Raw genomic sequence first — 23,589 nt, 5'->3', positions numbered from 1 at the left:
GTTCCTGCTGCTATTTTGTAGGTGGAATCTGTATATTTGGTCTTGCTAAAAACTAAGCTATGAACAGATTACACACCTACTTATTCATTTTACTACTAAGTGTTCCTTCCCTCCAGCTTTGGGCTCAGGAGTCCAAAGACAATACCTCGAAGGAGATTGAAACACATTTACGCTTTTTGGCTTCCGATGAATTGGGAGGAAGGGCTACAGGTACTGCCGGCAACAATGTCGCCTCTGCCTATATTTCTGCCTTCTTTCAGTCCAATGGACTTCAGGAAGTGCCGGGAGCAACTGGTTATTATCAGGAAATCCCCTTTGTCATGACTACGCCTCCCAAAGAAGGGAGCATCCAATGGGGAGATAAAAACTGGGCAGTTGGTAAGGATTTTATCGTAGCTCGAGGTAAAGCTGGGAACATGGATGCCGAAGCGATTTTTGTGGGGTATGGGATTATTGATGAAGAAAATGGGGTCAATGATTATGAAGGCCTGGATTTGAAAGGAAAAATCGTTGTAGCAAATCTCGGACAGGCCGGAGATGAAAATCCTGCTTCCGTCATTCAGCTGGGTGCGAAAAAACGAGAGTGGGTCCTGGAAAGAGGAGGGATTGGCCTGATCGAATTATACAGACTTTCTCGTATTCCCTGGCAATTTGTTACCCGTCGACTTAATAGAGCTCGTCTTCAAATCAGTAACTCTTCTGATATCAGTTCTCCCGCAGCTACTTTCACCCATATCTGGGCAGAAGATAAAGGGGCTGATCTGGCAAAAGCCTTGAAGGAGAACAAAGGAACAAATATAAAAATAGAGCATGAAGGTGTGGATTTGGAATACAGAGGCTCTCGAAATGTATTGGGCTGGGTCGAAGGGACCGATCCCAATCTCAAAAATGAATACTTATTAGTCACGGCTCATTTTGACCATGTTGGAACAGGACCTTCGGGAGGGAGAGTTACAGAAACTGATTCTATTTTCAATGGAGCCAGAGATAATGCTATCGGTACTGTTTCTCTTATGACAACTGCAAAATTGCTCGCAGCCAATCCTCCTAAACGTTCCGTTTTGTTTTTAGCGGTAACTGGAGAGGAAATGGGCATGTTGGGAAGCTCCTATTATGCAAACAATCCCTTGCTGCCACTCAATACCATGGTCTTTAACCTAAATTGCGACGGTGCAGGCTATAATGATAAGACCCTGGTCTCTGTAGTCGGATTCAATCATGTGGATGTTGAACCCATTATCAAGCAAGGTGCTGAAAAGAATGGACTAATAGCCGCTGGCGATCCCGTTCCAGAGCAAAACCTTTACGATCGTTCTGACAATGTTTCTTTCGCCAGTAAAGGGATTCCCGCGATCAATGTAAGTCCGGGAACCAAAGCCTTCGACGCAGAGTTGATGAAATACTACCACCAGGTAGCTGATGAAGCAGAAAGCATTGATTTCGTATACATCTCAAAATTCGTAAAGTCTTTCGCAGAAATTGCCAGCATTCTGGCCAATTCCGATGAAACCCCTACATGGAGAGACGAAAGCAAGTACTTTAAAGCCGGTAAGGCTTTGTATGGGGAAGATTAAGAAGTGTTAGAGTGTTAGAGTGTTAGAGTGTTAGTGTGTTATGGTGTTAGCGAATGGCGTTGACATGGACCAACTCTAACACCCTAATACACTAACCCCCAAACACCTAAAACTACGCTATTACTATGAACCAACTCGACGCCGCTACGCAGGCTTTTTCCGACTTTGCCTGGGGCATGCCTTTATTGATTCTCCTCATTGGAGGAGGACTTTTCTTCCTGTTTTATTCCAATCTGATTCCCTATCGCTATTTGGGACATGCCATTGGTATCCTGAGAGGGAAATATGATGATCCGAATGATCCGGGTGATATTGATCACTATGAGGCATTGTCTACGGCCTTAGCATCTACGATTGGTATGGGAAACATCAGTGGAGTGGCTGTAGCCATAGCTACTGGGGGACCCGGAGCCTTGTTTTGGATGTGGATGACAGCAATAGTCGGGATGGCTACCAAATTCTTTACCTGTACCCTGGCTATTATGTACAGGGGTAAGGATAGCAAGGGGGATGTGCAGGGAGGACCTATGTATTTTATAACAGAAGGGCTTGGAAAGAAATGGAAGCCTATGGCTACTTTCTTTTCAGTAGCTGCACTGGTAGGTGCCTTGCCGATATTCAATGCCAATCAGTTCACACAAACCTTGACAGATGTTCTTCTCGTTCCTGCAGGCTTCTCTGATTCATTTGGGACCAAATTTGTTATTGGGATATTCATAACCATTCTGGTGAGTCTGGTCATATTTGGGGGGATTAAACGAATAGGCGGAGTTGCCGGAAAGTTGGTGCCTGTGATGGTTGTGCTGTACTCAGCCATGGTTATCTACATTTTGTTGATCAATGCCTCTCAAGTACCGGATGCTTTTGCTTTGATTTTTGAAGATGCTTTTTCCGGTAGTGCTGTTTTAGGAGGTGCTTTGGGAGAAATCATTCGTTCGGGGGTAAAGCGGGGAGCTTTTTCCAATGAAGCAGGTATTGGTACAGCCCCTATGGCACATGGTGCCGCCAAAACGGCTCAGCCCATTCGCGAAGGCTTGATTGCTATGATGGGACCTGCGATTGATACCCTGATCGTATGTACAATGACTGCCTTAGCCATTATCATTACGGGTGTATGGGAGGAAGGCGGCTCTCAGGGAATCAGTCTTACTCTGAAAGCTTTTGAATCGGCTATGCCGGGAGTAGGTTCTTATTTGCTGATGATCTGTGTATCTATATTCGCCCTCAGTTCTCTTTTTACCTTTTCCTATTATGGGACCAAAAGCCTGGGTTTCCTGATTGGTGCAGAAAAACAACACTATTATAATTATTTTTACGTAGCTTCTATTTGTTTTGGCGCCGCAGTCTCAATTACCTCCGTCATCAATATTATTGACGGCGCCTATGCATTGATGGCCTTTCCCACAATGATCGCTGCGATCTTGATGGCTCCGCGGGTAAAAGCTGCTGCCAAAGAGTATTTTGATTCTATGCAAAAAGCCTGATCTATTTCATTGGGCTATTGCAGAGAATGTATTCTTTCATGCAAATAACAAAGCCCAATGAAACATCTATTTTGGCTCTTGCTAGCTGTTCTGATTTTCAACAGCAAGTCGGACTTAAACGCACAACTTTACTATGACAATGGTAGGCAGATCTGCTGTGGTGACAGCATAATTAGTGGAAAGTATCGAGCCCTCGGGATCAATCCCGCCCATCTGGGGCGTACTGGAAGAACCCAGCGTTCGGGAGGATTTTTACAAGTAGGAGGCAGCCTATATGGCCAGGGCCTTGATCTCGGTGAATTGCTGGATGCCACTTTCTCAGATGATGTATTGAATGATACCCTCAAGCAGGGAATTTTAGGAAGAACCAATCCTCAGGAGAATTTTGAGTATGAAGCTCGGCTGAGTGTAAACTGGATGTCATTTTCTTATGCTACTGAAAAACTGGGAGGGATAGCTGTGGGCGTTCAGGATCGAGTCAATAATACTGGTCTCCTTCCCAATGATATGATTTCCCTGTTGGCTTTGGGGCAAAACAGCTCTACCTTTCAGAATGCAAATAGTCCTGCCGAACTCAATAGTGCGGCAGATGGGAGCAGAATATCTTATTCTCATATCCGAGAACTACGAATTGGCTATGGAAGGAGGATTATGAAAGTAAGTGCCTTTAGTCTATATGCCGGCTTCACCTATAAACGCATATGGGGAATAGGCTATCTGGGAGCTGAAGTAGAAAATGGATTATATCAAGGACTATCCTCTTTTGCCGCTCTGTATGATATCAATTTCGGTCAGCTCAATTTGCGTGATCCTTCAGATCGTAATCAGCTGCTTTCCTCTGCAGGAAATGGAAGTGGCTTTGATATAGGAGTCGTCATGGATTTCGGAGAGAAGTTGAGTCTGGGGGCCTCTATCGTTGATGTCGGGAATTTGAAATGGGAAAAAGACATACTTGAAAGCGAGATCAACTTTGGGGAAGTGCTGGATGACCTCGGAGATGGAATTATCAATAGCTATAATTTATCAGAAGAAGTGGGGAATCTCTTTGATCTGGTTCAATCAAGTCCAGGTCAGGAATTTGAAGTCCCGCTTAATACCCGGATGAGGCTTAATACCACCTTCCGCTTGTCCCGTAAAGTTGTATTGCATGGGGAATTGTTGACTCCTTTTAATAAAGACAACCTGACCTATATTGATCCGGAGGCTTCAGTATTTCATGCGACTGCTACCGTCAGCCCTATCCGTATGTTGAGAATAAATAGCGGAGCCTACTACAATGGACGTTATGGTTGGCGAATGCCCCTGGGGATATCTTTCGGTTTTCGCAGAAATTCCCTGATCAGTCTATCCACAACTGACATCCTGACCTTCTTTACCAATAGAAGTCCACTGGCTTCTTTATCCATCTCGACCATTGGTCTTGGAGGCTAGGAAATAAAATCTGCAAGCTGAAACGTGGAATTTCTTGATTTATCTTATCTTAATGATGAGGAGTAAAAGTGAATGGACTTTTACCGGACTTAATGGATCATAATGACTGGATTTAGCTTACGGATAATATTTTTGCTACTAATCGCGTCTTGTTTCGGGCAGCAGCAAGCAGTCAGGGCACAAGCTGTCTTGGGCAAGGAAAAAATGAAAAAATTCCCCACCGAAGCGCCCTGGGTTTATCCTGTTGCCCTGGGAAGCCTGGACGGAACGGATATGTATGTATCATTTAATCCGGCCCTGAAACTCAACTCCGGTCAATTCTTGCACCTTTGGAAGCCTGAACGGACTCGGTATAAAAACCGCAGACTCAGTAAGTACAACATATTCCAGGAGGAGATTTGGGTATGTGATTTTGAGTTAGAAGATGAGGAGAGCATAGACTACTATTTTGTAGAAGAAGATAAAATTTATGTGATGGGCTCTGTGGGAAAGAGAAGTAGCAAAGAACAAATGATCATTGCTCATGTGATTTCTTTGGATAGCGGAAAGGTAGAAAATACTCGGGTAGTCCATAACCAACGAATCAAGGCTGACCAGACCTTGTATTTTGAGGTCTCGCCGGATGAAAGCAAACTTCTCTATTATTATTTTCAGCATGAGCGGCCTGGGACTTTCGCACGCGCTAATTACAATTTCATTCGCCAGGACAATCGGATTGGCTATAGATACAAAAATGTAGATAAGGTGCATTTGTTGATCTATGATCGGAAATTGAATCTTTTAGCGGAAGGAAGCCTCAAGGGAACGAGTAGAAAGGCTTCAATTATGGACTGTCAGATCGACAATGAAGGGAATGTGTACAGCCTTTCCTATGAAAAACCAGGCAATCTGGAAGCTTTGCAGTATCATATTGAAAGTGGTGAGCAAAAGAAAATTCGATATGATGAATTTCTGCAACCCAATGATATGTTCAATCGCTTCAATACCCGTATGCCTACCTTTGTCGGAAGTGGCCAGAAATTATACCTGCCCAAAGCCAATCGCAAAGGATATGGGAGAGATAGAGGGACCAAGGCTTATGAGCTACTCTGTTTTGATTTTGAAACCCAGGAACTCGACCTGAGTAGAAAGATCAATATCAATCCGGGATTACAGATTGAAATTGAAAAACAGCGTAAAGAATTGGGGCTTCGACCCTTGAAACGTTTTGATGAATACCTCATGCGCGACATATTCGAGACCGAAGATGGAAATATGTGGTTTCTGGTCCAGAAATACCATACCTCTTCTCTGGAAAATCCTCAAAGCGCAAATTATTGGGAAGCGCCGGTTAATAATTATGAATTGGCTGAGTTTATCCTGTTTCAGTTTTCTCCGGAAGGCAAGGCAGTCAAGGCGCTAATCATACCCTCATATCAGAGAATATCCGGATATATGGAAAGACTATTTTTTGATTATCATATGCAAATCGATAAAGAAAAAGGTAAGATTTCCATGTTAACTTATGAGCCGTCTGAGCAAAAATTCCGAGGTCCCGAAAGAATCTTCTTCCGCAATATAAATTTGAATACCGGAGAAATTAGCCAAAAGAAAAAAATATATGAAGGTGAAAGGAGATACCAGTTTTTCCTAAATCCTTACACGGTATGGCTCAATGAAGATATCCTGAGTTTTATCATGATTGAGGGAGATAATGGCTCTGCATATCGCGTTTCTGTTAATTTGGCTGAGGAATTTGTGGAAGAAGAGAAAAAGAAAGACAAAAAAAATCGGGCAAAAAAGGGCGATTAATTTCCAAAAAACTTACTTCAGGATTTGATCAAAAACTTCTGAGGACCAAATTTTTTCTAGCCCTGCAATTTTAGGCACGGAGTTTGATATTTAGTATTCCCGGAAGGTATTAGGTTAAGAGTTTTTTATTTGATCCATTTCGTTTGAGGAAAATCTATGTAAGAAACTTGCTATGCTTGATGTGAAAGTGGGGTTTGAAATTGTGATATTTGTGAACATTAGGTGTAGTTCCTAAGTTGATTGAGTCCACATGTCTTTTATAAGTAGTTTGCACGATATTGAGGGGCAGATTTGAGGAAAAGATGAAGGATGGGAAAAAGGTTGAAAGACATGTGGAACAATCACAACTTTTACGGAAGATTTCCGTAATATTATTCAGAGCGTTAGTAGTAGTAGTTCATAGTTAGTTAGTTTTTAGGTTAGATGTAGTTCCGAAGGCAGAGGTTTCATCCTTTGCCTTTTCTTTTTGCCCTAAAATTACTTTTCCCGGGACTATTGAGTAACTTGCATTTATGCAGGTAATGTCCCCTGAATCAGCACTTAAACAGTATTTTGGCTACGAAGAATTCCGTCCTCTGCAACGTGAGATCATAGACTCTGTCCTTAACCAGGAAGATTGTCTAGTTATCATGCCTACAGGTGGAGGAAAATCAATTTGTTACCAAATTCCGGCTATACTGATGCCGGGAATGACCATTGTGGTATCTCCCTTGATTGCCTTGATGAAAGATCAGGTTGAGGGCCTGAGAGCCAATGGAGTAAAAGCAGCCTTTCTAAATAGCAGTATTTCGAGCACAGATCAGGCCTCTATGCTAAAAGAGGTAGAACTGGCAGAAATAGATTTACTATATGTTTCACCGGAAAAAGCCCTGACCGAAGATTTTGGTCAATTGCTACGGCGGGTTAAAATTGCGCTTTTTGCGATTGATGAGGCCCACTGTATCTCTTCATGGGGGCATGACTTTCGTCCGGAATATACCCAATTGAATTATTTCAAACGGATGTTTCCTCATGTCCCGGTTATTGCCCTTACTGCTACTGCAGATAAAATCACCCGCCGGGACATTATCAAGCAATTGGCCCTGCCGGGTCCCAAGGTATATCTTTCTTCTTTCGACCGCCCCAATCTTAGCCTCAGCGTACTTCCCGGCAGAAGGAGGTTCGAACAAATCTCAGAATTTATCCGACTAAGACCTGATCAGTCAGGCATTATATATTGTACAGCCCGGAAAACTACAGAAAGCCTGACGAAAAAATTACAGGATGCCGGTTTCCCCGCTGCTTTTTACCATGCGGGCATGCCTGCAGATAAGCGTTCGAAAACGCAGGAAAGATTTATCAATGATGAAGTACCCATCATTGTGGCGACTATCGCCTTTGGTATGGGGATAGATAAATCCAATGTTCGCTGGATCATCCACCACAATCTTCCCAAGAATATAGAAGGATACTATCAGGAGATCGGTAGGGCAGGTAGAGATGGACTGGATAGTGATACTGTGTTATTCTATACCTATGCGGACGTGATGCAGCTTCATTATTTTATAGATGGAAGCACCCAAAAGGAACTTCAACTTGCCAAACTGGAGCGGATGCAGGAATATGCGGATGCCCAGATATGTCGGAGAAAAATTCTCTTGAGTTATTTCGGGGAACATCTGGAAGAAAATTGCGGCAATTGCGATGTCTGTAAAAATCCCCCTACTCGATTTGATGGTACAGTTTTAGCTCAGAAAGCCCTTTCCGCAATTGCACGTGTTAGGGAAATGGTTGGGATAAGTATGTTGATAGATATTCTGAGGGGATCGGGAAGAAAAGAAATTGTGGAGAAAGGATATGACCAGGTCAAGACCTATGGGGCAGGAAGGGATATGAGTGTGAGTCATTGGCAGGAAATCATTCGCCAGCTTTTGCATCAGGGCTTTATAGAGATTGCCTATGATCAGAAAAATGTACTCAAGCTTACCGCCGCGAGTCGGGATATTTTATTCCTCGGACGAAAGGTGATGCTGGTCCATCCGAGTGAAATGCTGGCCATCAGTCAGAAGCGACAAGCCAGCATGCAAAAACCTAAAACCAAAAAAGAGATTTGGGAGGAGGGCTTGCTGGTAGTTCTGAAAGATCTTCGCAAACAATTAGCTGATCAGGAAAGCATTGCTCCCTATCAGGTGATTGCAGATACGGGTCTGGAAGAAATGGTCTTTCAACATCCTACACATCCCGTAGATATGGCACATATCAATGGGATGAGTAAACGAAAATTGGATCAATATGGTGAAAGCTTTATGGACACCATTATAGCATATATACGAGCGCAGGATTATCTACCCAAAGGCACTTCTAATATTGTAAGTCTTTCCTATTACAGAGAGGGCCTTGGTGTAGAGGAAATTGCGCAAAAACGAAAAATGTCTCCCGAAACGGTCATTAGCCATTTGGGGAGATTGTACGAAGAAGGATACGAAATCGAAGCAGCGAGGGTGCTGGATCAACAGCTGCTGGATCGTATTTACATGGCCTGTGAAAAACTGGGACCCAAGGCTTCTTCCAAAACCTATTTTAGCTATTTGGGCGGCGAAATTTCTTATGCTAAAATTAGGTTTGGGATTAGCACATTTAAGAAGGAAATAAATAACTGATTTGGTAAATTGCCGCCCCGTTTAATTTTCTGAGTATGAGAATTTTTGGCTTTCCGCTAGCATTAATACTAATTACAATCCTCCTTTCCCCCGCTCTCCAAGCCCAAAACCAATCGCAGGGACCAGCCCCCAAGAAGAAGCTAAGACTAGCTCCTATTCCTGCAAAACAAATTACTGTGGGCCGAGAGCTTGTCATTCCACTTAGAGCAACCAGTGGCAATGGTCTTCCTCTTACGTTTGAGTTCAGCTGGACTCGCGGAGGAGAAATCGATCAAACCACAGGGACTTTTATCTGGAAACCCGGCGTAGAGGATATTGGTACACATCCCATTATTTTTACGGTAATCGAGGATCAGACAGAAGAGCAAACCAGCCAGGCTGCTATCATTACTGTCAAAGCCCCTCAATACCGACCGCAACTTTCCCTCACTTCTCGAACCGATCTTACCGCTAAATTGATTGAGCTGAAAGAAGGAGAGAATTTTGCCCTGGTAATAGAGGGATTGGATAAAAATCGAAATGACCAGCTCAAGCTGAGTTATTTTGTTGATTTGGATAAAGAGAAGCAATTTGAAAATGCCTATTTCCAGGTCAATGATCGCGTAGCTACCTTCCTTTGGAGCCCTACCAATGAACAGGCGAAGAAAAACAATTTTACCCTGACTTTTCGAGTAGAGGATGATAAAGGATTAGCGAATGAAAAGAACCTATATTTCCTTATAGAAGATATAGAACATCCGCCTGTTTTTCGAAACCCTACCCGCACCTATGTGTTTGGAGAGGATAAAAGCTCTTCTTTTCAGGTTAAGGCAACTGATGAGGATGGAGAAAAGGTCATCTATGGTATTCAATCCGGAGATATACGGAATGGAGATTACTCTTTTGACAGAAATACCGGGAAATTTCAGTGGAAACCCGGCTTTACCTATGCAAAGGCGGCAAGTGGCTATCCCCTGATCTTTTCTGCCAGCGATGGAAGTTTTACGGTTTATGACACCATCATGGTGCGTGTTGCAGCTAATAATTATCCTCCCAAAATAGCCCAGCTTCGGAATCAGGAGATTTTTGAGAATGAAGAATTGCTGATTACCCTGGATGTACAGGATAGAAATGGCTTAGAGGACATTGACCTCAGTCTGGTCAATGATGGAGGAATCAATGGATATGACTTTAATGCAGAGGAAAGAAAATTCAGCTGGAAACCTGGTTTTGACTTCGTAAAACAACAGGGAAGCAAAAGAAATATCACCCTGCACTTTAGGGTAAGTGATGGAGAACTCTCAGATGAGCAGAGCCTGAATATTACCATTCTGGATAGAGATGATCCGGAAGAAACCCAGAAGACCTATGGACAGAGTTTGCAGGCTGCCAAAGATATCTATGACAAACTGATCCGTATCGATAATCACCTGGGTCTGGTCATCAAGAAAAAACGTAACTGGAATACCTTCTTTGATATATCGACCATTGCAGTAGGAGTCTTTACCGGTATCGCCAGTTCCAATATAGCTTCTGAAGGTTTACAAAATGCTTCTGCTCCCATTGGGGCTGCTGCTACTTCATTGATCGGTATCCGCAATATCGCCAATAAGTCTCTGGACAAAATAGTCAACCTCAAAGCACAGGTAATCTCTTTAACCGGAAAAATCCAACTCAGTATCAATGGAATGGAAGGAAAATTCGGGCAGGACCCTTCTTTTGCAGTTGTGGAGCAGGACGATTTTAAGAAAGAGTTGAGAGAACTGGTAGAGAAAGTAGAGAAATTTGAGGAAGAAAGGGTAAATATCATGGCTATCTATGCCAATTTACCCATCAAGTCTCTGGATGCCCCTCGAAAAAGTGGAGGCTTATTCAAACGAAAAAAGTGATCACAAAGCGCTTTTCTTAGGATTTTAAGAAGAACATGATACCTTATTGGGAAAATTGCGTCCCAAGTTCAAAGACAAAAAATTAAAAAAATACTAATTTGTCTCTGGAAACAAGCCTATACACAAAATGAAAGACGAATTTATAGATCACATTATTAGCGGTTATACCTTCAAAGGAGATTCTTTGACCCTGGGTGCTGCTGTTTTTGAAGGAGAAGTTCAAACGGGAACCTATATTTCTGTTCCTCTCAAAACCCTCAACCGTCATGGCCTGATAGCAGGAGCTACGGGTACGGGTAAAACCAAAACCCTACAAATCGTTGCAGAACAATTGGCCAATCAGGGCATCCCTTCTCTCCTCATGGATATTAAGGGAGACTTGAGTGGAATTGCTGTTCCCAGTGGAGGTCATCCCAAGATCGATGAACGTCATACTGAAATAGGCTTTCCTTTTGAAGCGGCGGGTTCTACAGTAGAATTGCTATCTATTTCTGATGAACCTGGCGTAAAACTTCGTGCAACAGTTACTGAATTTGGACCGGTATTATTTTCAAAAATTCTCGGACTGAATGAGAATCAGGCGGGTGTAGTTGCGGTAGTGTTTAAATACTGTGATGATCATGGACTACCACTTTTGGATCTCCCTGACTTTAAAAAGACCCTGCAATACCTGACCAATGAAGGGAAGGAAGAAATGCAGAAAGAATACGGAAGACTTTCGACTGCCTCTGTTGGGGCGATCATGCGTAAGTTGATTACCATAGAGCAGCAGGGAGCGGATCGTTTCTTTGGAGAGCCTTCATTTGATGTGGAGGATTTGGTGCGAATTGATGATGAGGGGAAAGGAATTGTATCCATTATCCGTTTGACGGATATTCAGGATCGTCCGGCCATGTTCTCGACCTTTATGATGAGCTTACTGGCTGAGGTGTATTCGACTTTCCCTGAGCAAGGAGATTCGGATCGTCCGGAACTGGTTATTTTCATAGATGAGGCCCACTTGATCTTCGAGGAGGCTTCAGATGAGTTGCTGGATCAGATAGAGGCTATTATCAAGCTGATTCGTTCCAAAGGCGTAGGGATCTTCTTTGTAACCCAGAATCCGGCAGATATTCCGGATGATGTATTGGGACAGTTGGGGCTAAAGATACAGCATGCGCTTCGTGCCTTTACGGCCAAAGACCGTAAAGCTATCAAGCTGGCAGCAGAGAACTTTCCTCTTACCAAATTCTATGAAACCAAGGATGTCCTGACTTCATTGGGGATTGGGGAAGCCTTTGTTACTGCCCTGAATGAAAAAGGGATACCCACTCCTTTGGCCTATACCATGCTTCGTGCTCCTCAATCACGTATGGACGTTTTGACAAAAGGAGAGATCGATGGTATTGTGAAAAAATCTCGACTGGTACGTGAATACAATAAGGATGTAGATCGGGAAAGTGCCTACGAGATTCTAAACAAGAAGATCGAGGAGTTTAATGAAGATGAAGCCCAGGAAAAAAGAAGGGAAGAAAGAAGTAAAGCTAGAGGCAGTTCCCGGAGAAGGGTAAAGAAAGATGAAACTGCTTTCGAAGCCATCTCCAAAAATACCATGGTCAGACAAATTGGTCGGACAGTGGCCAGAGAATTGACGCGTGGATTGCTGGGAGTGTTGGGAATTAAGAAGACTACGAGAAGAAGGAGATAAATCTAGTTAAAAATATATAGTAGGGGCAGCTAAAGAGCTGCCCCTATGTTTTTTTGGGTATTACAATTCCGTCATTTCCAGATTTCTCCATCTGACCTTTATCCCTCCTCCATCATGAATCTGTAAGGCAATTGATCCCATGGCCTCACCGATCTTCTCATCGTGAAAATCTACTTTGGGATTTCCATTGAGCCAGGTTTGAACATGATCTCCGACCACTTTGATCCGCATCTGGTTCCATTCGCCCATCATTAAGTCTCCTTCTTCCTCATCGGGGATTTGCTTTAACCAACCCCTGCCATAAGACTCATAAACGCCTCCAGTATCGTGATTGGGAGGAGCCACTTCGACTTGCCAGCCACTGATCTTTACGCTTCCTTCTTCTATAGAGGAACGAAAAAATACACCGCTATTTCCATTGGCTTCCTGTTTGAATTCCAGACTCAGGTCAAAATCCTTAAAAGTCTTTTCCGTTTTCAGGTAGCCATAAGCAGCATCTTCCCCGCTTTCACAGATAAGTAGGCCATCTTCCACATACCACTTCTCAGTACCGTGAATAACCCATCCACTGAGGTCCGTCCCATTGAAGAGACTCATGGCTTCAGTTTTCGGTTCTTCAGCAGGAGTTGTGGTGGAAGTTGAAGTTGAAGTGCTTTGCGAGCAAGCCGCAATACAAAAGGTGAGGATAATTAGTAGTGTAGTGAGTTTTTGCATGAGGTTTTCAGCTTAAATCAAATTCTTGGGGCTCCCATACGGATTCTCGGACAATGCCTGCACTTATTCGAAAGCCCCGATTATTATAAGGCATGGCAACTAGTTTTACCGATGTAAACAACAAGTAACACATTAATCGAGAAAAAAATGAAAAGATTCACACAAATAGCTACGACGATTTTACTGGCCTTTATTTTTTCCCTTTCTGCATTTGGACAAGGCCGCTGGTATGAAGACCAAACGCATTTGAATGTAATGGCTCCTTCTGGTTTGAGTCTACGTGCGGAGGCAGATGTATCCGGAAAGAGAGTGATGGTCATTCCTTTTGGGAAGCAAGTAAAGCATCACGGAAAAGTAGGACAATTGGTGAAGATTGGTGGAGTAGAAGGTTTCTGGAGAAAGATTACTTATAAAGGCAAGACGGGTTATTCCTTTGGGCCTTACCTGAATCCATTAAAACAATTGAAAAGCACCGATATGAATCGGGAGGTACGTCTGGATTACGGATCTCATTGTACGGGTGATGTAAATTATGATCCCAGGCTTCACTGGTATGGTTTTGAGTGGGATTGGGAAAGTGGGAAAGGAAAAATGACCGCGATTAAGCCTGAACTTCTTTTATATGGAATGGGGATGGATGAAATGTTGGAATTGTCAGATTACTGGCTACAGGATAGCAGTTTGGAAAGAGGTTCTCGTTTCATGATTGGGAGTAAAGTTCGCCTGGAGGAAAGAAAGGAGATCAAGGACTTTAGCCCGATAGAATATACAGATTTGTCCATGCAGGACACTAGCATTCAACTAGACCAATTGAAACTATCGATAGAATTGCATGAAGTGGATGCTGAACTAGTCCGCAAAAATCCCTGGGAGATGGGGGAAAAAGAAACTCCTTACTTCAGCCTGAAAGTAACATATCAGGGAAAATCTCAAAAGCTCGATCTCCATAAGATGAAGGAGTACCTGAATCCGCAAGACAGAAAATATTACTGGTCATCAATTATCCTTGAATTTGCAGGAGATTTGGACGGAGATAATATTCCTGATCTATTGTTCAGAGCCGGAAGAGGAGAGGGAGGTGGTTCCGCCTATTTATATCTAAGCCGCTATGCAGAGCCGGGAAAAATCCTTAAGCGTGTTGCGAGTAGAGAAGGTGGATACTGCTGCTAATTACAACATCAACTTTTTAATTCGATTATCATGTTTTCATTCAAATATATTTCACTTCTCATCATCAAATGCATATTTCTGGGACTCTTTTATTATCCCGCTTATGCCAGCCAGAACGATAGTGCGTCTGAGGAAAGGATTTGCATAGAAAATCCCTTAGGACTAAGTCTTAGAAAAGCTCCTCGCATAGATGCCGAACGAATCGGGATTATCCCTTGTGATGAAGAAGTAATTGCAAAAGGAAGTAAAGGAGGCATTCAGCAAATCGAATGTCAATCGGGAATGTGGGTGAAGGTGGAGTATAAGGGAGTGAAGGGATATGTTTTTGGCCTCTGAAAACCCACCGCCTCAGGCCCACACTCCCTTGTTTTGCAAACAAAGGAGTGCGCGCCGGGCCACAGAGAGATAATTCATGCATGGTAGGGGCAGATTATAATCTGCCCAAAGAAGAGCACAAAATGTCATATGAAGTCTTTTCTTCATCAAGGAAAAGGGGCCTAGGGCGTAAGCGTCCAAAACCCACCACCTCAAGCCCACACTCCCTTGTTTTGCAAACAAAGGAGTGCGCGCAAAGCCCTGAGCAAGCTTGTCATCCCGAGGATTGGATGGGCTAGGGCTCCAGCGCGCCGAGGGACCTTGTATTTAATTTGTCTGAAAAATACATGATCTCTCAGCGCACAGACCTACACACAACCAAACTTCGAGATGACCAACGCCCAGGAAAATCAAGCTGTCATCCGAGCGTTGTTTCCTTTCTACTGAAGGGAAACGGGGCTTGCAGCATGAGGGTTCCAGAAGGGTTCCAAAGCACAATCATGAAAGGGGAATATGGCCTTCGGGCCTTTCCCTGTTTCCAGCTTTCCCAGCTGTCGAACTATCAGGATTCCGGTAATTCAAAAAAGTTTTCCACATGTAATGAATGTCCCTGCACTGCTTTGGCTAATGCTGTATACAAAGGTATTTTTGAATACACAATCCAGAACTTTATGTACTTCGATAAACTACGATTTCCCCCACTTTATTTGTGGAGAGCTCTTACTTTGGCCTCGATCATGCTACTGGTTTACCAGGAAGGCCCCAATTGGATTTATTACGCAAACAGCCGTATGGTTACGGAAACGCAGATTAACAATTGGTACCGCATGTATAACCTCCTCAGTACTGATTCCGAAAAATATGCGGATGACCTCGCGATCTGTGAGGTTTGGTTTTCCGTTCATGGACTAAGTAGTCCTTCTGAAGAAGGGGTGAAAGATTTGTCCCAAAAATGGCAGGATATTCTCTCCTACTGGAAGGGTTATAAAAGATAAAAGGGCAACAAGGATGCTGCCCTTTCGAAGTATCTTAGTTCAAAAATGGATTTGAAAATTTATCGTCTTCCAACAATACCTGATCTGTCAGGGTTTCCAAAAATGCTACCAAAGCTTCTCGCTCATTATTCGTCAAATCCAGGCGAACAGGTGTTCCATTTCGGCCAGGCATTCTCAAACGATTATCCAAAGCTGGGCCTGCCTGAATTCCATCTGCATAATGATCCACAACCTCTCTGAGGCTAGCAAACCTTCCATCATGCATATATCCTCCGACAACTGCTATATTTTTCAGCGAAGGAGATTTGAATATCACAGTTTCTCCTGCATCCAATCCATTGCTCCTCGAATTATTTCCTAAAGCAAAAGTAGGAGCCTGATGACAGGTATTGCAAGAATTGCCTCCTCCCATTCCTCCTCGTCCACCTGCTGCAAAAAAGAGGCGTTTCCCCAGATTCTCCTCTGCTGTAAAATTGGGAAAATCAGCTCCCACATTATCACCCATCTGAGTGGGCGAATAAACCGCTGCATATCCTTCGTCAAATTTAGAATTGACTGATTTCATGCTCCTGATAAACTGTGCAAGAGCCATTTGCATACGCTCTTCACTGATTTCCTCGCTACCAAAAGCTTTTTCAAACAAAATAGGATAATAGGGGAGGGCAGCCATTTTTTCTGAAAGGGAGTCCATGCCTCCAAAGAGTGCCGTAAATCCCATTTCAATTCCGTCTTGAATGGGCTGAGTACTCTGATCTTCCAGATCATCAGCTCTTTTGTCCCAAAACATCCGAGCTCCTGTAAAGTAATTTGCATTGCCGAGTCGCATGGAGTGAGCACCCGTTAGTCCCCCTTCAAATCCTTCACTAAAGCGGGCTGGATCGGTAAAGCCAGTTTCCTGTGTATGGCAGGATGCACAGGAAATGGTATTATTGAGGCTGAGACTTTTGTCATAAAACAAAACTCTTCCTAAGGTTGCTCCATCATTGGTTATGGGATTGGCTAATGGTGTATTGTCATTTCCTCTTACCTGTGCATTATAATGAGCAGGAAAGACGGGATCACTATAATTCTCTGGAGAATTCAGCTCAATCGAAAGATAATCGGCAATGATTTCTTCAGAGGTTTTTGGATCATCGGTCGGGTCTTCTGGATCTGGACCCGGCAATTCTACTCCTTCGCAGGAGAAGAGGACCAATGCAAGAAGTAGAGAACTCGAAATTAAATTGCGTGATAAGTGAGTGATTAACATATGTTGTTTGTTGAATAAAACTGGGAGTAAAGTCTACTAATCTCCCGGTGGTCTTCTGTGTCCTGGTGGGCCTCCTGGTCCATTGGGGCCTCCCGGTCTTCTTCCACCGGCTGGAGTTTTAAACATTGCATTAATGACCTTAGAGAATTTTTTTAGTTGCTCGTCATTGCAAAGGTTTTTGATATCCTCAAGATGTTGGTAGGTGAGCAAAATTCTCGCCTCTTCAATCTCCAGGATCTTCTCCATTTTTGTGTCCAGACTTTTATCGACGCTATCTCGTGTACTTGCTTCCAGAAAATTAACTACGGCATCATCTTTTTGTCTCCGTAATTTTGTAATCGCTTGATGGTGTTTCCGTCCCATCTTTTTATACTGATCTTTTTGCTCTTTGCTGAAATCAAGGATTTCAGCCACAAGCTCGGGAACCGGTTTACCCGGAGGTCTATGCTTTCCCGGCCTGGAAGTATTGGGCCAAAAGATGAATCCTAACAATACGAGGTTCAGGACTGCCATTGTCCCTACCAGAATTTTAAAAAGTAGATCCTGTTTCATCCTCGTAGATATTGAGATTGTCTTGAAAAACAACAGAATAGGAATAGTCATCCTGAGACGTAGTTTCAGCAATAGACGTGCTCTCTTGCTGACTCAATTCAGAAATGGCCAGGATATTCAGAGAAAGTAGCAAGGCCAGGGCAGCAAAAGCCATCACCAATGCTCTTTTACCGATAAAAACATGATCGGCTGATGCATCGGGGCTTTCGATTTTACGTTTGATTTTGGCGAATAAGAAAGGATTAGGCTCGGCAGCAGATTTGCCTTCGAGACTATTCATAACCTCATTCAACCATTGCTCTTTTTTGGGGTCCATATCCATTTGACGTTTTCCATCAGGAATTCCTTTCTTCCTCATAGAATTTTTCCAGTTTTTTGCGAAGATTTCCTTTGGCCCGCTGCAACAAAGATTCACAAGCCTTAAGTTTAATCTTCATAATATCCGCGACTTCCTTTCTGGGAAGCTCTTCTACAAAACTCAGAATAAATGCTGTTTTCTGGTTTTCCGCTAAAGTCTCGATTGCCCGGAACAAGATAGCAGCTTTTTCCTGATTCTCAGTCAATACGCCCGGATGTTTAAAATCAGGCAAATCCAAAGCTTCGTCTTTTTCCCCTCCCCACAAACGCTGAATCTGAGCAAAGCGCTTCTTTCGCTTTTTATACCTGAGAAAATCCAGACTTTTGTTAATACTGATTCTGTAAACCCAGGTGCTCAAACTCGATTTCCCCTGAAACTTATAGGCTGAATTATATACCTCTATGAAAACATCCTGCGTAATTTCCTCTGCATCTTCTTCATTATGGGTATAACTCAGGCAGGTATTATACACACGACTCTTATACACTTCATAAAAGGACTCAAAGGCCTGTGGGTCTTTGGCTATAATTGCTTCTATGAGTGCTTGGTCTTGCTTCAAAATATAGATAAAGGCGCGGGGAATCGGTAAAAAAAGGCAGAACTAGTGGAAATAGGAAATCAAAAACAGCTTTATGTTAAATTTTGCTGCATGAAAATCAGTTGAAAGTCTAAAGAATTGGTTTTTTTGCATCTATGAAGTCCTCTCACATAAGAGATTTTATAGCTATGCTGCTGCTCCTGGTATTGGGAGGCTACTATTTAGCTTATCGAGGGGTTTTTAATTCCTTGCCTTATGAGGATGCAGCCATCCTGATGAGGTATATAGATAATCTGGCAAATGGTTTCGGTATTGTCTGGAATCCGGGCGAAACTCCCATCGATGGAGGAACTGATTTCCTTTTTCTGGTCTTCGCTGCTCTCTTACAGAAAATGGGTTTAAGCACAGAAAATGCTGTCTTGTCTTTAAATCTTTTTGCCTATTTCGCTACCTCATTTCTGATATACATCGGATGGGGACGGATGGGGAACGCAAGATGGCTGTCATTTTTAGCTGCGAGTCTTATATTGTCTGGCCCTGCCTATGCCTATATTGAAGCAGCTTTTGCTAGTCCTTTTTTTGGGTTTTTGACAGCTTTGGTTTCATTATCTGCCCTTCTTTATCTTAGAAACCCAGAGGAAAAAGCATGGAGCTATGCATTTGGAATAGCTTCCCTTTTGTTAGGCCTATGCCGTCCAGAGGGAGTCTTTTTATCTGCCTTTTTATGGCTAGGAGTTAGAGGATATTTGGGGAAAGGAAAGAGTCAGCATTTATTGAAGTCCTATGCTATCTGGGTATTGGGATTCGGAAGCATTTACTTTCTCTGGCACTATGTATACTTTGGTCATCTCTTTCCCAATCCCTTTTACAAGAAAGGAGGGGGCATTTATCTTTTAAGCTTTTTTGAATCCCTTTCGAATGCTTTCAAGCTATTGTTTCCACTAATTATAGCTTTCCTCCTGAACTTTATATATAAAAAAGAATACAAATCGGCCTGGCTTTTCCTCTTCCCAATTCTAGCGTTTAGTGGAATCTGGATCCTCCTTTCCAATGAGATGAATTATCTCATGCGTTTTCAGTATGCTTTGCTTCCCATGGCCCTTCTATTACTGGCATATGTATTAGGTAAAAATTCTCCTCGTATATGGCTTCCTTTGAAATCCAGGCTTATTGCGGTTCCGATTATTGCCTTTTCCCTAATACACTATTTATCTGCTTTTCCTTCAGAAGGAATACAGCAGGATGGTAGATATGAGGTGGGGAGGATATTACATGACTATAAAGAAAAAGGCTATTCGATCGCACTTTCTGAAGCTGGCTTGCTTCCCTTTTATTCTGGCTGGAGATGCCTGGATAGCTGGGGACTCAATGATCATCAAATTGCGTTGGATGGGGTGATTCAGGGCGATTACTTAAGAGACTTTGGCCCGGATATCATTATGTATGATAAGTATGAAAGTTCAGCTATTTCGGGAGGGAATCCCATATGGGAGAGTTATGGAGATATGATCGATACCCTCGATCAGTATATAGAAGAAGAAGCGTTTGAATTGATTGCAAAATTTTCATCGAGCAATGGGGACCATGCTCATTATTATTACATAAATCCCCAAATTCCGGATGCTGCCAGCCTTAAAGATAAAATTCGGATCTCTTCCTATTATTGGTATGAAAGTGGGCAGTCAAGTAAAGCCGAGTTTTAAGGAATCCAGTATTCTGGTTTTTCAAGTGTACTGCCAAAAATTATTCTGCAATCTCTGCACTCTGGAAATTGTGGCCGGAAGGGACTGAATGAACATTTGGAATCAATATATCGATTAAGGATGTCAGGATTACTGAAGTAGCGTTTGTAGGAAACAGAGGCTACCGAGAAGAATCCTAAAATCTGATCACTGGGATCTGAAGGATTGAATAAATTACCTTTTACCGTCCCCGGAGGCGGATCAAATAGACTGCCACCCGTATTGATAATTTCTTCAATATTTGTCCAATAAGTATATTCTTCTTCGCTCAGGTTAAATTGTTGGATATGGAAACAGTATTGCCAGGCAAAGCGGTGATCCAGGGGAGTTTTAATCACTGTCTGCTTTTGAAGTAAAGGGCCTTCGATGTTTCGGGCATCCAGGGTCTGAATAGAATTGAAATCCAGATTGTCCGGGATATAACACCAGCGTGCATTGATTACCATAGGGTATTCTTCCCGAAATTCATATTGTCCCCCTACACGCCAGCGGAGGAAAGGCCTGTTTTCTATGTCCAGTCTGCTATCAATTTTGACCACCAAATCAAGGCTTGTACTCACGTTCCCCGCAGGATTGACGAAACTGTTTTCGATTTGCTCATAATGGACTCCCAATAGCTCATTTTTCTCCGGCATTGTGATGGCTTTAGATCGAATCTCTTTCCCATCAGCCAGCAATATCTCCAGTTGATAACTTTGGCCAATTTCACCTGCCATCAAGCGTTCATAGAATCCTGCTTCATCGCTAGACTCTTCAAAAGCGAAAAAATTGCCAGCCCCATCTCTTATTCCGACACTCGCCCCGGAAATGGGAGCCTGAATGTTATCATTTCCCACGCCAAATACCGAGCTGTACGAAAGCCCGATGCTATGTACCCTTAGGCTATCACTTATAAAACCATCTACTGATATTTTGGCCTGATCAGCATCTATGTCGAGGCGGATTTCATCTATACATGCCGAGAAGACTAAGAGACCCAGACTTAGATAAAGGAACTTCTTTATATGAGTGAAAAGGAGGTTCATGCTTAGAAACTAAAATTATAGGTGATGGCAGGGAAAACGGTTCCAAGTACGGCTATTCTAAAAGCAGTAACAGGCTGAGAGGGTCTTTGTTGGAAGAATACCGAATAGGCATTCTTTCTCCCATACAAATTGTAAACGGTAAATGTCCAGCTACTCTTCCATCTTTTTATGCGTTTACTTCTGAAAATGGTGGTATAGGCAAAATCCAGTCTATGGTAGTCTGGAATGCGAAATACATTTCTGTCAGAGTAAACCGGGATATTCAAAATATTGGAATTACGATAGGAACTAACGGGAGCTGTTGTGGGCCTTCCTGTGCTGTAAGTGAAATTGACAGAAATATTGTTGCGTGGATTTATCTGATAGAAATAATTGGCGTTCAGGATATGAGGTTTGTCGAAATTGGAAGGATACCAACTTCCGCTGTTGATGCCTTCCTGCTCTGCATTTGCTTCTACCTGTCTTTGTGTCCTGGAATAGGTGTAATTTCCTTCAAATTGGTGTTTCCCCTGCTTTTTGTTGAAGTAAAATTCCACCCCATAAGACCTGCCTTTCCCGACGAGTAATTCGGTCTCAACACTTTCGTTGAGCAGCAAATTTGCAAAATCTTTATACTCAATCAGGCGATGTATATCCCGATAAAAGATGTCAACAGAACTCTCTATTTTCCCTTCCAAAAACTCCTGAAAATACCCGATTGAATAATTGTCGGCGAAATTGGGTTCGATATGATAATTGCTCAACTGCCAGATGGCAATTGGAGCAGCTGATGCTGTATTGGAGATTTGACTGATAAACTGATAAGAGCGATGATAGCCAATCTTGATGGCTTTATCTTCTCCCGGGTTAATTTTAAGAGAAATCCTGGGTTCCAATGCATTATAGGTAGCGATGTCTTCTCCTTCCCCGAAAGAAAGTGAATCAATTACAGAAAAAGGAGATTTGGGAACTCCTTCCTGGTAAAGGTAAACATTGCCTGGTCCGAAATTGCTGAACTGAGAATATCGAATACCCAAAGAAACGTTCAACCAATCTCCGACTGTAAATTTCTCTTCTGCATATGCACTCAGTGTTAAGCCTTTTTCGATGGGGAGTTCTTTGGCGATGATCTGTGACTCATTATTCAGGGGACTCAGGCTACCCGGAGAGACCTGACTGTAATCTCCTTCAATTCCAAAGGTGAAAGCGTGATTTTCACTAAAGGAAATGAGGTCATTGAGGCGAAAACGGAGATAATCGATCTTTGTATCAAATACCGACTGGGTGTTTCCCTGTACATCAAAAAGCGAACTCACATATCGGCCTACACTCGCATCCAGATTCAGGCTGTTCTTTTTGCCGATTAGTTGCCGGAGATAAACCCTTCCTGTATAGGTTTCATAATCGAGTTTTACCTCTTCGGCAAACTGAAAGTCATCATGGCTGGTGAATACACTGAATCCTGCAGAAGTGGAAGGAGTCAGCTGAGCATCAACTTTGGCAGTTATATCATAAAAGAAGGCCTCGCTTTTTTTGAGATCGATATTACCAGAAGATTGAAGAATCCAATCGAGATAACTGGCCCTGGCTCCTATGAGAAAAGAGCTTTTGCCTTTACTTATAGGCCCTTCCAGACTTAGCCGAGAAGAAGCAATTCCAAGTCCACCTTTTGCATTGAATTTTTCTTTATCTCCTTCTCTCAATTTTACATCCAAAACCGAAGAGAGCCTTCCGCCAAATTTTGCCGGAACTCCTCCTTTGTATAACTGAAACTCTGAGAGTAAGTCGGGATGAAAAAGTGAATAAAATCCCAGAGCATGGGTAGGATTATATATCAAGGCGCCATCCTGAAGGATCAAATTTTCGTCAGCATTTCCTCCTCTAACATTGAAACCTGAAGCGCCTTCTCCTACACTACTAACCCCGGAAACGGATTGTAGGCTGCGGAGGACATCGGTTTCTCCCAATAAGCGAGCCTTTCTTTCCATTTGTAACACGGACATTCTTTCCAAACCCGCAATTTCTCTTTTGACCTGGCTAGTAGCAGCTTCATCTTCTATGACTACTTCGTCTACTTCAAATTCAGCCGGAACCATAACGATAGGCAAAATCCCATCAGCATATAGTTCGATCTCGAAATATCTTTTTTGATAACCAAAGAGAGATACTTTGATAAAGTGTTTCCCCGCTGGCAATTTTAGATTATACCTGCCTGTGGATTTGGAAAAAGTCCCTTTAGAAAGGGCCTCAACGGCAATTGCCACACCCGTCAAACCCTGACCGGTATTGGCATTGATTACCGTACCACTAAGCTTGTATTCCTCGGCGGTGGCAGATTCCTGTTGACCAAATGTTTGGTATTGTACACTATCCTGCGTTTGGGACAGCAAAAGAGGAGAGTAGAGGATAATACCTATCAGGAAGAGATATTTCCTGATGGATAAATGATAGGTAGAGGTAGTTAGCAATGTATTTATT

The 23,589-nt window shown here is 42.8% G+C and carries 18 protein-coding genes; 11 read left to right on the top strand and 7 right to left on the bottom strand.

Translation table 11 applies throughout. From position 1 onward, the window contains the following. Positions 1 to 59 precede the first annotated feature (59 nt). The 7 genes from R8P61_16165 (at position 60) to R8P61_16135 (ending at position 12,474) form a co-directional block, all read left to right on the top strand. Positions 60 to 1,574: a M28 family peptidase gene (locus R8P61_16165; GenBank protein ID MDW3648603.1), complete on the top strand. Its 1,515-nt coding sequence runs from the start codon at positions 60 to 62 to the stop codon at positions 1,572 to 1,574. Between the two features lie 125 nt (positions 1,575 to 1,699). Next, positions 1,700 to 3,058 carry an alanine/glycine:cation symporter family protein gene (locus R8P61_16160; protein MDW3648602.1) on the top strand — a complete coding sequence of 453 codons (1,359 nt, stop codon included), beginning with the start codon at positions 1,700 to 1,702 and terminating at the stop codon, positions 3,056 to 3,058. Between the two features lie 57 nt (positions 3,059 to 3,115). Beyond that, positions 3,116 to 4,489 carry a DUF5723 family protein gene (locus tag R8P61_16155; protein ID MDW3648601.1) on the top strand — a complete coding sequence of 458 codons (1,374 nt, stop codon included), beginning with the start codon at positions 3,116 to 3,118 and terminating at the stop codon, positions 4,487 to 4,489. 204 nt (positions 4,490 to 4,693) lie between these two features. After that, complete coding sequence (locus tag R8P61_16150; GenBank protein ID MDW3648600.1) at positions 4,694 to 6,280, top strand: hypothetical protein; 1,587 nt, start codon at positions 4,694 to 4,696, stop codon at positions 6,278 to 6,280. 512 nt (positions 6,281 to 6,792) lie between these two features. Continuing rightward, positions 6,793 to 8,919, top strand: coding sequence for a DNA helicase RecQ (recQ, locus tag R8P61_16145; protein ID MDW3648599.1), 2,127 nt, complete (start codon positions 6,793 to 6,795; stop codon positions 8,917 to 8,919). A 176-nt stretch (positions 8,920 to 9,095) separates the two neighbouring features. After that, on the top strand, positions 9,096 to 10,787 hold the full coding sequence (locus tag R8P61_16140) for a hypothetical protein (GenBank protein ID MDW3648598.1): 1,692 nt from the start codon (positions 9,096 to 9,098) through the stop codon (positions 10,785 to 10,787). 127 nt (positions 10,788 to 10,914) lie between these two features. Continuing rightward, positions 10,915 to 12,474, top strand: a complete 1,560-nt coding sequence (locus R8P61_16135) for a helicase HerA-like domain-containing protein (protein MDW3648597.1) — start codon at positions 10,915 to 10,917, stop codon at positions 12,472 to 12,474. 60 nt (positions 12,475 to 12,534) lie between these two features. On the opposite strand, the gene R8P61_16130 is transcribed toward R8P61_16135, so the two are convergent. Further along, positions 12,535 to 13,188 carry a DUF1080 domain-containing protein gene (locus R8P61_16130; protein MDW3648596.1) on the bottom strand — a complete coding sequence of 218 codons (654 nt, stop codon included), beginning with the start codon at positions 13,186 to 13,188 and terminating at the stop codon, positions 12,535 to 12,537. Between the two features lie 147 nt (positions 13,189 to 13,335). On the opposite strand from R8P61_16130, the gene R8P61_16125 reads away from it, so the two are divergent. From R8P61_16125 to R8P61_16115, 3 genes are all read left to right on the top strand, one after another. Then, positions 13,336 to 14,358 (top strand): SH3 domain-containing protein, encoded by a 1,023-nt coding sequence (locus R8P61_16125; protein MDW3648595.1) that lies wholly within the window; start codon positions 13,336 to 13,338, stop codon positions 14,356 to 14,358. Between the two features lie 30 nt (positions 14,359 to 14,388). Then, positions 14,389 to 14,694: an SH3 domain-containing protein gene (locus tag R8P61_16120; GenBank protein MDW3648594.1), complete on the top strand. Its 306-nt coding sequence runs from the start codon at positions 14,389 to 14,391 to the stop codon at positions 14,692 to 14,694. Positions 14,695 to 15,410: 716 nt separating this feature from the next. Further along, complete coding sequence (locus tag R8P61_16115; GenBank protein MDW3648593.1) at positions 15,411 to 15,668, top strand: hypothetical protein; 258 nt, start codon at positions 15,411 to 15,413, stop codon at positions 15,666 to 15,668. 34 nt (positions 15,669 to 15,702) lie between these two features. On the opposite strand, the gene R8P61_16110 is transcribed toward R8P61_16115, so the two are convergent. From R8P61_16110 to R8P61_16095, 4 genes are read right to left on the bottom strand one after another with little or no spacing between them, the layout of a single operon-like run. Continuing rightward, the gene (locus R8P61_16110) at positions 15,703 to 16,917 is read right to left on the bottom strand and encodes a cytochrome c peroxidase (protein ID MDW3648592.1); all 1,215 of its coding nucleotides are present in this window, start codon (positions 16,915 to 16,917) and stop codon (positions 15,703 to 15,705) included. Positions 16,918 to 16,953: 36 nt separating this feature from the next. Then, positions 16,954 to 17,469: a hypothetical protein gene (locus R8P61_16105; protein MDW3648591.1), complete on the bottom strand. Its 516-nt coding sequence runs from the start codon at positions 17,467 to 17,469 to the stop codon at positions 16,954 to 16,956. Next, a complete protein-coding gene (locus R8P61_16100; GenBank protein MDW3648590.1) occupies positions 17,447 to 17,827 on the bottom strand; it encodes a hypothetical protein in 381 nt (126 codons plus the stop codon). The genes R8P61_16105 and R8P61_16100 overlap by 23 nt, the downstream gene beginning before the upstream one ends. Further along, entirely contained in the window at positions 17,805 to 18,386 is a 582-nt protein-coding gene (locus R8P61_16095; GenBank protein MDW3648589.1) for an RNA polymerase sigma factor, read from the bottom strand. The genes R8P61_16100 and R8P61_16095 overlap by 23 nt, the downstream gene beginning before the upstream one ends. A gap of 134 nt (positions 18,387 to 18,520) precedes the next feature. On the opposite strand from R8P61_16095, the gene R8P61_16090 reads away from it, so the two are divergent. Next, positions 18,521 to 20,068, top strand: coding sequence for a hypothetical protein (locus tag R8P61_16090; protein MDW3648588.1), 1,548 nt, complete (start codon positions 18,521 to 18,523; stop codon positions 20,066 to 20,068). Here R8P61_16090 and R8P61_16085 read toward each other — a convergent pair. Both R8P61_16085 and R8P61_16080 read right to left on the bottom strand, forming a co-directional pair. Next, positions 20,065 to 21,132, bottom strand: coding sequence for a DUF4249 domain-containing protein (locus tag R8P61_16085; protein ID MDW3648587.1), 1,068 nt, complete (start codon positions 21,130 to 21,132; stop codon positions 20,065 to 20,067). The genes R8P61_16090 and R8P61_16085 overlap by 4 nt on opposite strands. A 2-nt stretch (positions 21,133 to 21,134) precedes the next feature. Next, positions 21,135 to 23,579, bottom strand: coding sequence for a TonB-dependent receptor (locus tag R8P61_16080; GenBank protein MDW3648586.1), 2,445 nt, complete (start codon positions 23,577 to 23,579; stop codon positions 21,135 to 21,137). Positions 23,580 to 23,589 lie beyond the last annotated feature (10 nt).

Source organism: Bacteroidia bacterium (assembly GCA_033391075.1).
GTDB lineage: Bacteria > Bacteroidota > Bacteroidia > J057 > J057 > JAWPMV01.
The sequence above is the reverse complement of the archived record's forward strand: the minus strand, read 5'-3'. Positions and strand labels throughout refer to the sequence as shown.